Consider the following 13,073-nt stretch of genomic DNA (forward strand, 5'->3'; position numbering starts at 1 on the left):
ATGGCTATTAAACTTTATGGCTATGGCGCAACTGCCCTTCATTCAAGGACATCGAGGGTTTAGGGGACTTTACCCTGAAAATACCATTCCGGCATTTGAACATGCATTAAAAGCAGGTGTTCGAGTACTTGAGATGGATGTATGTATTTCTGCAGATGGGCAAGTTCTTGTTTCGCATGAACCTTATATGAATTCAATCTATAGTTCCAAGCCAGATGGACAGGCTGTAACGAAGGAAGAAGAAAGGAAATTCAATCTGTTTCTTATGACTTATGAAGATATTAAACAGTTTGACACAGGAAAAAGGGGAAATGCCTCTTTCCCAGAGCAAAAAGCTATGGCAGCGCACAAGCCATTGTTGTCCGAGGTTTTAGCACTCGGCGAAGCTTTTAGAAAAAAATACAAACAGGAAATTTTTTACAATATTGAAATCAAATCTGTGGAGGCAGAATATGGTATTTCTCAACCCAAAACGGTAGAAGAGTTTTCTGAGAAAGTTTGGGCGGTCATTTCCAAGCAGGTAAAACCTGAGTACATCATGTTACAAAGTTTTGATTTCCAAGTGTTAAAATATTGGAATAAGGCCATGTTGGAAGGGAAATTTCCAGCACAAATTAGGCTCTCTGCTTTAGTTTCGAGAAAAAGCCCAGAAAATACAATCAAAGATTTAGGATTCATCCCGGCTATTTACAGCCCTAATTATCAAGCTCTAAGTCCAGAATTGGTGGTTTATTGCCATAAAAATGGAATGAAAGTAGTGCCTTGGACAGCCAATGAAGCGGATGCGATATCTCGTCTGGCGGAGATGGGTGTTGATGCTGTCATTACAGATTATCCTAACCGTGTACCTCAATATTTAAAACCTGTGCATTGATGGCGAACGGAATTTCTTTATTCAATGAAACGCTTTTATGGTTCATGAAACGACGTATGTCGCGGATCGAATCCATTTATACACGTCCATTGGATTTGCAGGAAATTTGTTTGAAGGATTTGATACAAGCAGGAAGGCAAACCGAATGGGGCAAGCAATTTGGCTATGGTCAAATTAACAATTATGCAGCATTTAAGGCACAAGTGCCCATTTCTACGTATGAGGAAATTTTTCCTTACATCGACCGGATGATGCAAGGAGAGCAACAAATCCTTTGGAATAGTCCAGTGACATGGTTCTCTAAATCTTCTGGTACTACGAATGCGCGGAGTAAGTTCATACCTGTTTCTAAAGAATCCTTGGAATCTTGTCACATGATGGGAGGAAAGGACATGATTACTTTATTGATACATAACCGACCCGAAACAAGGGTTTTTGAGGGGAAGGGATTGTCTATTGGCGGTAGTTTGTCTTATTGTGCGACCAATACCAATGTGCTTGTAGGAGATGTGTCAGCAGTTATTATGAAGAATTTGCCTGTTTGGGCTCAAATGATTCGGACACCTTCTTTGGAAGTGGCCTTGATGGATGATTGGGATCAGAAGATTGAGCGTATGGCATTGGAAACATCCAAAGAGAACGTAACGAGTATTTTGGGGGTTCCAACATGGACATTGGTATTGATTGAAAAAATATTAGAGATTACCGGGAAGAGTTCCATTTTGGAAGTTTGGGAAAATTTTGAATTTATGATTCATGGAGCAGTAGCTTTCGGGCCTTATCGGGAGCTATTCCAAAAACAAGTTTTTCGGGATCAAGGAGTAGGTTTTCTGGAAATTTATAATGCCTCCGAGGGGTTTTTTGGTATTCAGGATGATTTGACTTTAAACGACGAATTATTGCTGATGGTGGATTATGGGATCTTTTATGAGTTTATACCCATCAATGATGAAGGGGAAGAACAAGATACGATTGTTGAATTAAGTCAAGTTGAATTAGGAGTCAATTATGCATTAGTGATTAGTACCAATGCAGGTCTGTGGCGTTATAAAATTGGAGATACGGTTCGTTTTACTTCTTTGGACCCTTTCAGAATTAAAATTTCGGGGAGGACCAAGCATTTTATTAATGCATTCGGAGAAGAGGTAATTATGGAAAATGCAGAAAAAGCAATATCTAAAGCCTGTTTGACCACTAATTCTGTTATCAAAGAATATACTGCCGCACCTAATTACATGAATGGGGGCCAACGGGGTAGCCATGAATGGATTATAGAATTTTCAAAAGCACCAAAAGAAATGCGTACCTTTGTGGAGGTATTGGATCAAACCCTTCGTGAGATTAATTCAGATTATGATGCTAAGCGGTCTTATGATTTAGTATTAGGCCCACCCATTGTACATCAGGCTCCACAGGGAACTTTTTACGCTTGGATGCGAGAAAGAGGAAAGTTAGGTGGCCAGCATAAGGTTCCTCGATTGAGTAATAATCGGGAGTTTTTGGAGGGAGTCAAAGCTCATTTTAAAGAATAAAAAACATGTCATTAAAACTTACCATTGAGAACGGGATCAAAGACGCGATGCGTGCTAAAGATGCCGATAGATTACGTGCATTACGCGCCATCAAGTCACAAATTTTATTAGAAGAAACTTCTGGATCCCATGTGGGGGAATTGTCTACTGATACAGAAATGAAGATTTTGATGAAAGCTGCCAAGCAGCGTAAAGATTCATTGGAAGTGTATGTAGCTCAAAACCGTCCGGATTTAGCCGAAAAAGAACAGGCAGAATTGAGTATTATTGAAGAGTTTTTACCAAAGCAGTTGAGTGAAGCAGAATTGACAGAAAAGATTCAAGCTATCATTGTTCAAGTAGGAGCCATGAGCCCAGCTGATATGGGAAAAGTAATGGGAGTAGCTAGTAAGCAATTAGCTGGATTGGCGGATGGTAAAGCCATTTCTACCAAAGTAGGAGAACTTTTAAAGAAATAAAGTGTCAGAAATAGTTAAGAAAGAGGAATTGGGAGCCATCAGAAAGCTCAGTTTTGACGAGTTGAAGCAGCTTATGGTTCAGCATGGAGATCCTGCGTTTCGTGCTAAACAGGTTCATGAGTGGATTTGGAAGAAATCAGCCCGCAGTTTTGATGCGATGGGTAATATTCCGAAAACTACACGCGAGTGGTTAAATCAGCATTTTTCTTTGCAATGCGTGCAAACGGACGATATGCAAATTAGCACGGATCGGACGATCAAGTCGAGTTTTAAGTTGCATGACGGGCATTTGGTAGAGGGGGTATTAATTCCAACTAGGGAAAGAATGACTGCTTGTGTATCATCGCAAGTGGGTTGTTCTTTGACTTGTAGTTTTTGTGCTACGGGATATATGGATCGGAAGCGAAATCTGGAGTCTTATGAGATTTATGACCAAGTCGTATTGATTCGTGATCAGGCTCAAGAGAAATATGGTATCCCATTGACCAACATCGTATATATGGGCATGGGGGAACCCTTATTGAATTATGCCAATGTGTTGAAATCGATTGAGGAAATTACTTCACCAGATGGCTTAGGGATGTCGCCAAAGCGGATTACGGTTTCTACAGCGGGCATTGCTAAAATGATTAAGAAGTTGGGGGATGATCAAGTCAAATTTAATTTGGCGCTTTCTCTTCATGCGGCCAATGATACCAAAAGGAATCAGATCATGCCGATTAATGAAACCAACACATTGGTGGCATTAGCAGAGGCTTTGCGGTATTTTTACGATAAGACAGAAAATGAGATTACATTAGAGTATATCATGTTCAATAAGTTCAATGACTCAGTAGAAGATGCTAAAGAGTTATGGGAGTTTGCTAGAAAGTTGCCTTGTAAGATTAATATCATTGAATATAACCCGATTGCACAGGCTTCATTTGTGAATGCTGAAGCAGATGCATTAGCGAAGTTTACTTCATTTTTAGAAAGTAAAAAAATGATTGTCAATGTGCGTAGGTCTAGAGGCAAGGATATTGATGCGGCTTGTGGACAATTAGCAGGAAAGAAAACAGCATAATTTTATTGGATGGAAGCGCAGAATAGGCTATTTCCTGTTTTTTTGAAACTGGAACAATTGGATGTTTTGGTTGTGGGAGGGGGTAATGTTGCCTTGGAAAAGGTTTCAGCTATGTTAAGGAATGCGCCTAACTCCAAGATAAGCTTGGTGGCTCCATTTTTCAGAGAAGATACATTGAATTATTTGAAGGATTTTCCACAAGTTCAATTGATGCACAGACCATTTGAAGCAGCTGATTTGGATGGAAGGGATTTGGTGATTTGCACAACAGATCAATATACATTACATGTCCAGATTCGTGAATTAGCTCAGCAAAGACATTTATTGTGCAATGTAGCAGATACACCGGCATTGTGTGATTTTTATTTAGGGTCAATCGTTCAAAAGGGGGATTTGAAAATTGCGATTTCGACCAATGGGAAGTCGCCTACTTTAGCTAAACGCATTCGGGCCTTTTTAGAAGAAGTTATCCCGGACGACATTCAAACCTCTTTAGATTCCTTGGAGGCCTTACGAAAAGAACTTAAAGGGGATTTTGAATCTAAGATAAAGGCTTTAAATGAGCTGACTAAAGGTTTGATTTTTAAGAAATAAATCGGCAAAAGACCCTAAGATTTTTTATGATTTACTGATTTTGCTGATTTTTAAAAGATTTGACAACTTTTCAAAAGTTGTCAAATCTAAACTCAAGTAGACAAATCTATTGACAAGGAATCGTTTTTCAAAGTTAGTATCCTAACTGATAAGTTTTCATCTCTACCAAATTTTATCAGTAAACTTATATTCTTCTCGGACGAATGTTAATGCAGTTCATAATTTCTAGATTCGTTTTTTAATCTAGCTTATGGCCTTTGTCGAACACTATTATACTCAATTTACATCTGGAGAGTTTTATCACCTTTACAACAGAGGGGTAGATAGAAAATCAATATTCAAATCTCGATCAAACTATTTTTATTTTTTGCGTCAGTGGGTAAAATATCTTGAGGGCTATTTGGACGTATTGGCATATAGTCTAAACGATAATCATTTTCATTTTTTAGTTCGGGTCAAACATTTTAGTGACAGTGATCTAGGAGGCAAGACGGTTCATCAACTAATTGCGAGTAGACTTAAAAAGTTTTTTCAATCTTATACCATGGCATTTAATAAGCAACATGGACGCGTAGGGACATTGTTTCAAACACCATTTAAGCGGGTATTGGTGGAGAAACCGGAGGATTTGACTACTTTGATAAGTTACATCCATATTAATCCACAGAAGCATGGATTAATATCTGATTTTAGACAATGGGAATGGAGTTCTTATTCCCAGGTAATACAATTCAAAAAGAGTTTTGTTGAAAAGGAATTTGTGTTGGAATGGTTTGGCGGGAAAAAACAGTTTGTTGATTTTCATGCATGGGAATTTAAGGAAACTGATATTCTTTCATTGACGGACGAGTAATGGGGGGATTTATGTTGACATTTGACAATGATTTGACAACTTAGATTTGACAACTTTTTAAAAGTTGTCAAATCTTCCCTTACCCTTACCCTCATTACCCTTACCCTCATTCCAACATAACTTATTCCTCCCTAGTTTTTCCAAAAGCATCAAATTTAGTTAAAAAAATAGGGCTCGATTGAGCCCTATTTTTTCTTGTACATACAGTAAAAATTATAAGTACTGATTGGCATTGTTGGCATTTAAATCTTCAAACGCTGATTTTAAACGGGCAACAAATGTGTCTTCACCTTTACGTAACCAAACACGTGGGTCATAAAATTTCTTGTTTGGAGCATCGTCACCACTAGGGTTACCAATTTGACCTTGTAGATAAGCTTCTTTCTCTTTGTAAAAATTAAGAATACCTTCCCAGAAAGCCCATTGTAAATCAGTATCAATGTTCATTTTGATAGCTCCATAGGAGATAGCTTCGCGAATTTCTTCACGAGAAGAACCTGAACCACCGTGGAACACGAAGTTGATCGGTTTCTCAGCGGCTAATGCATATTTGTTACGGATGAAATCTTGAGAGTTTTTCAAGATAACAGGTTGTAATTTTACATTTCCTGGCTTATATACACCATGTACGTTACCAAATGCAGCAGCAATCGTGAATCGATGAGAAATAGCATTTAATACCTCATAGGCATAAGCCACTTCTTCCGGTTGAGTGTATAATTTAGAAGAATCAACATCTGAATTATCTACACCATCTTCTTCTCCACCAGTTACACCTAATTCAATTTCAAGTGTCATGCCAATCTTAGCCATACGGGTTAAGTATTTAGCACAGATTTCTAAGTTTTCTTCTAAAGGTTCTTCCGACAAATCAATCATATGAGAGGAGAACAAAGGTTGTCCTGTTTCCGCATAGAATTTTTCACCTGCATCCAAAAGTCCGTCTAACCAAGGTAGTAATTTTTTAGCACAGTGGTCGGTATGAAGAATTACTTGCACACCATACACTTTCGCTAATTGGTGTACATGATAAGCTCCGGAGATAGCCCCAGCGATGGATGCTTCTTGGTTTCCATTAGGAAGAGATTTTCCAGCATAAAATTGAGCACCGCCATTCGAGAATTGAATGATAACTGGAGAATTAACCGCTTTAGCAGCTTCTAATACACCATTTACAGTGTCAGTACCAGTAACGTTTACCGCAGGTAATGCAAACTGATGTTTTTTAGCAATTTCAAATAATTCCTGAACGGCATCTCCGTGCAAAACACCTTTTTGGTTGGTTAAACTTGACATAATGATTTTTTTTCTTGGGAAATAAATAAAAACTACCTGATTAACAGGTGAGTAGGGCACAAATTTAGTAAAAATGCACAAATTCTAAGGCTTAATTCCGAATAATACACTGACTCAGTGACTCAGCTAAAAAATATTTTTAATAGAGCTATTGGATGTGTTAATATTTTTCCTACCTTTGCACTCCCGTTCGACAAACGCAGTTTTTTATTCAGAAAGAGGTTGGCAGAACTTCTCGAATTTATTTAAAACACCAAAAATGCGGGTCGAAATGGTTTAAATTGAGGTAAGCTCGATTTTTGTGTTAGAACTGGTATTGATTAATGAATGTTGAATGCCCAACCCATTGATTGAATATTAAGCTACACAAGGTGTTTTTCGCTGTTATCCACAGCGCCGCCATCTTGTCGCTTTACGCCAATCTGCATTTTTTTTGATTCTTCGTCATTGTTCGCAGTGATTTTTGAATAAAAGTCTCACAACAAGCCTTAGATAGCCTTGTGAGCATAATTTTTTAAACAAAATATTATATGTCTGGAATTATTGGTAAAAAAATCGGAATGACCAGCCTATACATGGAAGACGGTAGATCCGTTGCATGTACGCTGATTGAGGCCGGCCCTTGTGTTGTTACGCAAGTGAAAACTGTTGAGAACGAAGGCTACAACGCTGTTCAAATTGGTTTCGGTGAAAAGAAAGAGAAGCACACAACAAAATCTTTGTTGGGTCACTTTAAGAAAGCTAACACAACTCCAAAGAAAAAATTGGTAGAGTTTCGCACGTTCGAGCAACCATTGAGCTTAGGAGATGTATTAACAGTAGAAATGTTAGAAGTTGGAACCTTTATTGATGCGGTAGGAACTTCTAAGGGTAAAGGTTTTCAAGGTGTTGTTAAGCGTCACGGATTTGGTGGTGTGGGTGGTCAAACTCACGGTCAGCATAACCGCGGTCGTCACCCAGGTTCTATTGGAGCTTGTTCATTCCCATCACGTGTATTCAAAGGCTTACGTATGGCTGGACGCACAGGAGGGAATCGTGTTAAGGTTCAAAACTTAGAGGTTTTGAGAATTTATCCAGACAAAAACCTTTTGGTGGTATCAGGATCAATTCCTGGAGCGAAGAACTCATACGTAATTATTGAAAATTAAAACCCATAAAGGCGTGAGCCTTTAACAATAGACATTCTGATTATGGAATTAGCAGTATATAACATAGCAGGTAAAGATACCGGAAAGAAAGTAACCCTTTCTGACGAGATCTTTGGCATTGTTCCAAACGAGCATGTGGTTTACTTGGATGTGAAGCAATATTTGGCGAATCAACGTCAAGGAACACACAAGGCGAAAGAGCGTGCAGAAGTTTCACGTTCGACGCGTAAGATTAAAAAACAAAAAGGTACAGGTGGTGCGCGTGCAGGTTCGATGAAATCTCCTTTGATGAAGGGTGGTGGTCGTATCTTCGGTCCACGTCCACGTGATTACCATTTCAAATTAAACAAAAAGGTGAAGTCTTTGGCTCGCCAGTCAGCTCTAGCTGCGAAAGCACAGAGTGGAGATATCGCAATTTTGGATTCAGTGGCATTTGACACTCCAAAAACAAAAGCGTATTTGACTATGTTGAAAGCTTTCTCTTTAGACAATACCAAAACATTATTGATCACTCCAGAGGTAGACAAGAATGTTGTATTGTCAGGACGTAACGTTCCAAAGGCCAAAGTTTCGACAGCATCGGATGTGAATACATATGATTTAGTGAATGCTACTAAGTTGTTGATCACAGAAGCAGCGATCCAAAAAATTGAATCATCTTTTAGTAAATAATTTTCAGAACCTAGTTCTGTTATAAACGAAATATACCATGGGCATTATTAAACGTCCGGCCTTGACTGAAAAGTCGCAAGCCATGCAAGAAAAAGGCAAGTATGTATTTGTGGTTGAATTAACTGCAAACAAGATTGAGATTGCCAAGGAGGTTAAGAAAATGTACGGAGTTGAGGTGTTGGATGTAAAAACCATGCGTCAAATTGGAAAGAAAAAATCCAAAAGTACTCGTACTAAAATTACTTCTGGACGTACTTCTACGATTAAGAAGGCAATCGTTACAGTAGGAACTGGAGAAGTGATTGACTTCTACCAAGGAATTTAATTAGAATGTATTAAGGGGGTTCATCCCGATAATTTGAACTAAAATAAATGGCAGCTATTAAAAAATTAAAACCAACAACTCCAGGCCAACGTCAGCGCATTGCGCCAACGTTTGAGGAGATTACTACGGACAAGCCGTATAAGCCCCTTTTGGAGCCTATCAAGCGTACAGGTGGTAGAAATGCAGATGGTCGTCGTTCGATGCGTTACATCGGAGGAGGTCACAAGCGTCGTTACCGTGTGATTGATTTTACTCGCTCTAAGTTTGATGTATCGGCTACTGTTTTGACAGTAGAATACGATCCAAACCGTACTTCACGTATTGCTCTAGTAGAGTATACAGATGGAGAAAAGGCTTATATCTTAGCTCCGCAAGGAATTCAAGTAGGTCAAACAGTGATCTCTGGTGAGTCAGTGGCTCCCGAGATTGGCAATACATTGCCTTTGGCAAACATCCCATTGGGTACTTTGGTACACGCAATTGAATTGCAACCAGGTCGTGGAGCTGAAATGGCTCGTTCGGCAGGAACTTACGCTCAATTGTTAGCACGTGATGGTAAATACGCCACGCTTAAGTTGCCTTCAGGTGAAATGCGTATGGTATTGGCTCGTTGCTTAGCAACAATCGGTACTGTATCGAATGCAGATCACATGAACGTGAACTTGGGTAAAGCAGGTCGTCATCGTTGGTTAGGTCGCCGTCCACGTGTTCGTGGTGTGGTGATGAACCCAGTAGATCACCCGATGGGTGGTGGTGAGGGCCGCGCTTCAGGAGGTCACCCACGTTCTCGTACCGGTTTATTGGCTAAGGGTAAGAAAACTCGTAATCCAAAGAAACACACTAATCGTCTTATCATCAGTAGAAGAAAAAAATAGTAGATGGCACGTTCACTAAAAAAAGGTCCTTACATTGATTACCGCCTTGACAACAAGGTACAGGTGATGAACGAATCCGGCAAAAAGTCGGTGATCAAAACATGGTCAAGACGTTCAATGATTTCTCCAGATTTCGTAGGCCACACGTTTGCGGTACACAATGGGAATAAATTTATTCCAGTTTATGTCACTGAAAACATGGTAGGTCACAAATTAGGTGAGTTCTCGCCGACCCGTAACTTCCGTGGTCACATAGCGAAAAAAGACAAGGGTAAAAAGTAAAGATATTGACCTACGGGTCTTATAATCAGAAATTGAAAAATGGAAGCTATTGCTAAATTAAGAAATGTTCCTACCTCGCCTCAAAAGATGCGTTTGGTAGCGGATATGGTACGCGGACAAAAAGTATCTAAGGCTTTAGGTATTTTAAAGTTTGAGCCTAAAGTGGGTGCTAAAGCAATTGAAAAATTGTTATTATCGGCAGTCTCTAACTGGCAGAACAAACATGAGGACGCTAAAATCGAAGAAGCTGATTTATACATCAAGACTATCTTCGTAGATGGAGGTTCATCTATCAAGCGTTTACGTCCTGCTCCTCAGGGAAGAGGTCACCGGATTTTGAAAAGATCCAATCACATCACTTTAGTAGTAGCCTCTTCGGCGGCACCTGCTTTAGAGGAAACAAATTCAGCTGAATAATTAACTATTAGATATAACAAGAAATGGGACAAAAAATTAACCCCGTTGGATTAAGATTAGGTATCGTAAGAGGTTGGGATTCTAACTGGTACGGTGGTAAGACTTTCGCGGATAAATTGGTTGAGGACGAGAAGATCAGAAAGTATGTGGCTGCTCGTATTCCAAAGGGATCTATCTCTAAAGTTATTATTGAACGTACTTTAAAGCGGATCACATTGACGATTAATACAGCTCGTGCTGGTGTCGTGATTGGTAAGCAAGGTGCCGAGGTAGATAAGGTAAAAGAGGAGTTGAAAAAGATCACTGGAAAAGACGTTCAAATCAACATATTTGAAATTAAACGCCCAGAAATCGATGCTAAATTAATTGGAGAAGCAATTGCTCAACAATTACAAGCTCGTATCTCTTTCCGTCGTGCGATGAAACAAGCGATTGCTTCAGCGATGCGTGTAGGAGCTCAGGGTATTAAATTGAAATTATCAGGTCGTTTGGGAGGTGCTGAAATGGCACGTTCTGAAGGATACAAAGAGGGACGTATCCCATTGCACACATTGCGTGCAGATGTGGATTATGCTATCTCTGAGGCATTAACTGTTTACGGTAAAATCGGTATCAAAGTATGGGTATTCCGTGGAGAGGTTTTTGGAAAGCGTGATTTATCTCCCAATGCAAACATGGGCTTGCAATCTACTTCGGCAGATTCTCGTCCTGGTGATCGTGGCCCACGTGGTCGTGACGATGACCGTCGCGGAGGAGGACGTTCTCGTCGTCCAGAAGGAGCAGATCAAGGTGGTGATCGTAATAAACCAGGTGCTGGTGGTGCAAACCGTGGCCGTGGAGGAAAGCGCTAAGCATCCATAATAATTTTGTATTAGATATTAGACTTATAAGAAGATGTTACAACCAAAAAGAACGAAATTTCGTAAGCAGCAAAAAGGTCGCGTAAGAGGGGTTGCTACCCGTGGCCACGAAATTGATTTTGGATCATTCGCTATTAAATCTTTGGAGCCAGGTCGTATTACAGCTCGTCAAATTGAGGCAGCTCGTATTTCGGTAACTCGTGCCATGAAACGTGAAGGTCAAGTTTGGATCCGTATTTTCCCTGACAAACCTATTACTAAGAAACCTGCAGAGGTTCGTATGGGTAAAGGAAAGGGAGCTCCTGAGTATTGGGTAGCCAACGTTCGTCCAGGTACTATTTTGTTCGAATCAGCAGGTGTTCCTTTAGCCCTAGCGCAAGAAGCTTTGCGTTTAGCCGCTCAGAAATTACCGATGCGTACAAAATTTGTAGTACGTAGAGATTATTCAGAATAGAGTTTTAGACCCAGGTTTAAAATTTAAATAGCATCGTTATGAAAAACGCAGAAATAAACAAATTAGGAGTAGCGGAATTGACACAGCAAATTGTTGTAGAGCAGGAGAACTTATCTCGTTTGAAATTGGCTCATGCCATTTCACCGATTGAGAACCCAATGCGTATTCGTGAAACTCGTAAATTGATTGCCCGCTTAGAGACAGCTTTATCGGCGCAAGCAAAAGCTTAATTAATTATTAATTTTAATAGACCATTTCGACATTGCTAATGGTCAATTGTTTAACAAGTCCAACAACCATGGAAGAAAGAAACCTAAGAAAAGTAAGGATTGGGAAAGTGGTTAGTGATAAGATGGATAAATCAATCACTATTACAGTAGACCGCAAGGTTAAGCACCCCTTGTACGGAAAGTTCGTACAAAAGACCACTAAATTGATGGCTCATGATGAGAAGAATGAGTGCGGAATTGGTGATACAGTGAAAGTGATGGAAACCCGTCCTCTTTCTAAAAATAAGCGTTGGAGATTAGTAGAAGTAATCGCAAAAGCGAAATAATTCTATCTCTTGTTATTCAAAATTTAAAATTTAAAGATCAAAGATAATGTTACAGCAAGAATCAAGATTGGGTGTAGCGGATAATTCTGGAGCGAAAGAAGTTTTAGTGATTCGCGTTTTGGGAGGTACTGGAAAAAGATATGCTTCTGTAGGCGATAAAATTGTAGTTTCAGTTAAGTCGGCTCTTTCCTCTTCAAGCATGAAGAAAGGAACAGTTTCAAGAGCAGTAGTTGTTCGTACGAAAAAAGAAATTCGTCGCAAGGATGGTACGTATATTCGTTTTGAAGATAACGCGGCCGTTTTATTAAATGCCAACGATGAGCCAAGAGGAACGCGTATTTTTGGACCTGTAGCGCGTGAATTACGTGAGGCTGGTTTTATGAAGATTGTTTCTTTAGCCCCAGAAGTTTTATAAATAGATAGATATATTGGTTATCCAATAGAAAAAATCATACCATGGAAAATAATACAAGCAAGCAAACAAAATTGCACGTAAAAAAAGGAGATACTGTGATGGTGATTGCAGGTAATGCCAAAGGTAAAACTGGCGTTATCAAGCAAGTGATCATTGAGAAATCTCGTGCAATTGTAGAAGGAGCTAATTTGCAAACGAAGCACGTTAAGCCTTCAGCAAGCAATCCTCAAGGAGGTATTGAAAAGCGTGAGGGTTCAATCCACATCTCTAATTTGATGGTGGTTGAAAACGGAAAGCCTGTACGTACTGGTCGTAAAGTAAACGAGCAAGGAAAGTTACAGCGCTATTCTAAAGTAACAGGAAAATTTATTGCATAAATAGAATTTAACGCGTGGGTCG

General features: G+C 39.5%; 19 protein-coding genes. 18 read left to right on the forward strand and 1 reads right to left on the reverse strand.

The genetic code is table 11. The features are described from left to right. The first annotated feature begins 22 nt into the window (after nucleotides 1-22). The 6 genes from U0R11_RS06900 (at nucleotide 23) to U0R11_RS06925 (ending at nucleotide 5,374) form a co-directional block, all read left to right on the forward strand. Nucleotides 23-874 (forward strand): glycerophosphodiester phosphodiesterase family protein, encoded by an 852-nt coding sequence (locus U0R11_RS06900; RefSeq protein ID WP_406750858.1) that lies wholly within the window; start codon nucleotides 23-25, stop codon nucleotides 872-874. Beyond that, nucleotides 874-2,406, forward strand: coding sequence for a GH3 auxin-responsive promoter family protein (locus tag U0R11_RS06905; protein ID WP_406750860.1), 1,533 nt, complete (start codon nucleotides 874-876; stop codon nucleotides 2,404-2,406). The genes U0R11_RS06900 and U0R11_RS06905 overlap by 1 nt, the downstream gene beginning before the upstream one ends. A gap of 5 nt (nucleotides 2,407-2,411) precedes the next feature. Then, nucleotides 2,412-2,864: a GatB/YqeY domain-containing protein gene (locus U0R11_RS06910; RefSeq protein WP_406750861.1), complete on the forward strand. Its 453-nt coding sequence runs from the start codon at nucleotides 2,412-2,414 to the stop codon at nucleotides 2,862-2,864. A 1-nt stretch (nucleotide 2,865) separates the two neighbouring features. Continuing rightward, a complete protein-coding gene (gene rlmN, locus U0R11_RS06915) occupies nucleotides 2,866-3,927 on the forward strand; it encodes a 23S rRNA (adenine(2503)-C(2))-methyltransferase RlmN (protein ID WP_406750863.1) in 1,062 nt (353 codons plus the stop codon). 9 nt (nucleotides 3,928-3,936) lie between these two features. After that, nucleotides 3,937-4,521, forward strand: coding sequence for a precorrin-2 dehydrogenase/sirohydrochlorin ferrochelatase family protein (locus tag U0R11_RS06920; protein ID WP_406750865.1), 585 nt, complete (start codon nucleotides 3,937-3,939; stop codon nucleotides 4,519-4,521). A gap of 250 nt (nucleotides 4,522-4,771) precedes the next feature. Then, nucleotides 4,772-5,374 (forward strand): transposase, encoded by a 603-nt coding sequence (locus tag U0R11_RS06925; protein WP_406750867.1) that lies wholly within the window; start codon nucleotides 4,772-4,774, stop codon nucleotides 5,372-5,374. A 213-nt stretch (nucleotides 5,375-5,587) separates the two neighbouring features. Here U0R11_RS06925 and fbaA read toward each other — a convergent pair whose 3' ends face one another. After that, nucleotides 5,588-6,670, reverse strand: a complete 1,083-nt coding sequence (fbaA, locus tag U0R11_RS06930; protein ID WP_109324434.1) for a class II fructose-bisphosphate aldolase — start codon at nucleotides 6,668-6,670, stop codon at nucleotides 5,588-5,590. Nucleotides 6,671-7,200: 530 nt separating this feature from the next. Here fbaA and rplC point away from each other — a divergent pair. The 12 genes from rplC to rplX all read left to right on the forward strand — a co-directional run bounded on the left by rplC (nucleotide 7,201) and on the right by rplX (nucleotide 13,051). Beyond that, the gene (gene rplC / locus U0R11_RS06935) at nucleotides 7,201-7,818 is read left to right on the forward strand and encodes a 50S ribosomal protein L3 (protein ID WP_275612322.1); all 618 of its coding nucleotides are present in this window, start codon (nucleotides 7,201-7,203) and stop codon (nucleotides 7,816-7,818) included. Between the two features lie 42 nt (nucleotides 7,819-7,860). Then, on the forward strand, nucleotides 7,861-8,490 hold the full coding sequence (gene rplD, locus U0R11_RS06940) for a 50S ribosomal protein L4 (protein WP_109324431.1): 630 nt from the start codon (nucleotides 7,861-7,863) through the stop codon (nucleotides 8,488-8,490). A 37-nt stretch (nucleotides 8,491-8,527) separates the two neighbouring features. Further along, entirely contained in the window at nucleotides 8,528-8,815 is a 288-nt protein-coding gene (gene rplW / locus U0R11_RS06945; RefSeq protein ID WP_109324430.1) for a 50S ribosomal protein L23, read from the forward strand. A 47-nt stretch (nucleotides 8,816-8,862) separates the two neighbouring features. Next, on the forward strand, nucleotides 8,863-9,690 hold the full coding sequence (gene rplB, locus U0R11_RS06950) for a 50S ribosomal protein L2 (RefSeq protein ID WP_109324429.1): 828 nt from the start codon (nucleotides 8,863-8,865) through the stop codon (nucleotides 9,688-9,690). Nucleotides 9,691-9,693: 3 nt separating this feature from the next. Further along, entirely contained in the window at nucleotides 9,694-9,972 is a 279-nt protein-coding gene (gene rpsS / locus U0R11_RS06955; RefSeq protein WP_109324428.1) for a 30S ribosomal protein S19, read from the forward strand. A gap of 39 nt (nucleotides 9,973-10,011) precedes the next feature. Beyond that, nucleotides 10,012-10,389 (forward strand): 50S ribosomal protein L22, encoded by a 378-nt coding sequence (rplV, locus tag U0R11_RS06960; RefSeq protein ID WP_109324427.1) that lies wholly within the window; start codon nucleotides 10,012-10,014, stop codon nucleotides 10,387-10,389. A 23-nt stretch (nucleotides 10,390-10,412) separates the two neighbouring features. After that, nucleotides 10,413-11,240 carry a 30S ribosomal protein S3 gene (gene rpsC, locus U0R11_RS06965; protein WP_109324414.1) on the forward strand — a complete coding sequence of 276 codons (828 nt, stop codon included), beginning with the start codon at nucleotides 10,413-10,415 and terminating at the stop codon, nucleotides 11,238-11,240. A 43-nt stretch (nucleotides 11,241-11,283) separates the two neighbouring features. Beyond that, complete coding sequence (gene rplP, locus U0R11_RS06970; RefSeq protein WP_109324413.1) at nucleotides 11,284-11,703, forward strand: 50S ribosomal protein L16; 420 nt, start codon at nucleotides 11,284-11,286, stop codon at nucleotides 11,701-11,703. Nucleotides 11,704-11,741: 38 nt separating this feature from the next. Further along, complete coding sequence (gene rpmC / locus U0R11_RS06975; RefSeq protein WP_109324412.1) at nucleotides 11,742-11,933, forward strand: 50S ribosomal protein L29; 192 nt, start codon at nucleotides 11,742-11,744, stop codon at nucleotides 11,931-11,933. A gap of 68 nt (nucleotides 11,934-12,001) precedes the next feature. Next, nucleotides 12,002-12,259, forward strand: a complete 258-nt coding sequence (rpsQ, locus tag U0R11_RS06980) for a 30S ribosomal protein S17 (protein ID WP_406750872.1) — start codon at nucleotides 12,002-12,004, stop codon at nucleotides 12,257-12,259. A 46-nt stretch (nucleotides 12,260-12,305) separates the two neighbouring features. Continuing rightward, nucleotides 12,306-12,674: a 50S ribosomal protein L14 gene (rplN, locus tag U0R11_RS06985; protein ID WP_109324411.1), complete on the forward strand. Its 369-nt coding sequence runs from the start codon at nucleotides 12,306-12,308 to the stop codon at nucleotides 12,672-12,674. 41 nt (nucleotides 12,675-12,715) lie between these two features. Continuing rightward, entirely contained in the window at nucleotides 12,716-13,051 is a 336-nt protein-coding gene (gene rplX / locus U0R11_RS06990) for a 50S ribosomal protein L24 (protein ID WP_166373780.1), read from the forward strand. Nucleotides 13,052-13,073 lie beyond the last annotated feature (22 nt).

Origin of the sequence: Aquirufa salirivi, assembly GCF_045310485.1 — a bacterium.
Classification (GTDB): domain Bacteria; phylum Bacteroidota; class Bacteroidia; order Cytophagales; family Spirosomataceae; genus Aquirufa; species Aquirufa salirivi.

Coding starts and splice junctions, on each gene's coding strand:
- rpsS (WP_109324428.1), top strand. CDS start 9,694: ATGGCACGTTCACTAAAAAAAGGTCCTTACATTGATTACCGCCTTGAC.
- rplX (WP_166373780.1), top strand. CDS start 12,716: ATGGAAAATAATACAAGCAAGCAAACAAAATTGCACGTAAAAAAAGGA.
- rplN (WP_109324411.1), top strand. CDS start 12,306: ATGTTACAGCAAGAATCAAGATTGGGTGTAGCGGATAATTCTGGAGCG.
- U0R11_RS06925 (WP_406750867.1), top strand. CDS start 4,772: ATGGCCTTTGTCGAACACTATTATACTCAATTTACATCTGGAGAGTTT.
- rplC (WP_275612322.1), top strand. CDS start 7,201: ATGTCTGGAATTATTGGTAAAAAAATCGGAATGACCAGCCTATACATG.
- rplW (WP_109324430.1), top strand. CDS start 8,528: ATGGGCATTATTAAACGTCCGGCCTTGACTGAAAAGTCGCAAGCCATG.
- U0R11_RS06920 (WP_406750865.1), top strand. CDS start 3,937: ATGGAAGCGCAGAATAGGCTATTTCCTGTTTTTTTGAAACTGGAACAA.
- rplB (WP_109324429.1), top strand. CDS start 8,863: ATGGCAGCTATTAAAAAATTAAAACCAACAACTCCAGGCCAACGTCAG.
- U0R11_RS06905 (WP_406750860.1), top strand. CDS start 874: ATGGCGAACGGAATTTCTTTATTCAATGAAACGCTTTTATGGTTCATG.
- rpsC (WP_109324414.1), top strand. CDS start 10,413: ATGGGACAAAAAATTAACCCCGTTGGATTAAGATTAGGTATCGTAAGA.
- rplV (WP_109324427.1), top strand. CDS start 10,012: ATGGAAGCTATTGCTAAATTAAGAAATGTTCCTACCTCGCCTCAAAAG.
- fbaA (WP_109324434.1), bottom strand. CDS start 6,670: ATGTCAAGTTTAACCAACCAAAAAGGTGTTTTGCACGGAGATGCCGTT.
- rpmC (WP_109324412.1), top strand. CDS start 11,742: ATGAAAAACGCAGAAATAAACAAATTAGGAGTAGCGGAATTGACACAG.
- U0R11_RS06900 (WP_406750858.1), top strand. CDS start 23: ATGGCGCAACTGCCCTTCATTCAAGGACATCGAGGGTTTAGGGGACTT.
- rplD (WP_109324431.1), top strand. CDS start 7,861: ATGGAATTAGCAGTATATAACATAGCAGGTAAAGATACCGGAAAGAAA.
- U0R11_RS06910 (WP_406750861.1), top strand. CDS start 2,412: ATGTCATTAAAACTTACCATTGAGAACGGGATCAAAGACGCGATGCGT.
- rpsQ (WP_406750872.1), top strand. CDS start 12,002: ATGGAAGAAAGAAACCTAAGAAAAGTAAGGATTGGGAAAGTGGTTAGT.
- rplP (WP_109324413.1), top strand. CDS start 11,284: ATGTTACAACCAAAAAGAACGAAATTTCGTAAGCAGCAAAAAGGTCGC.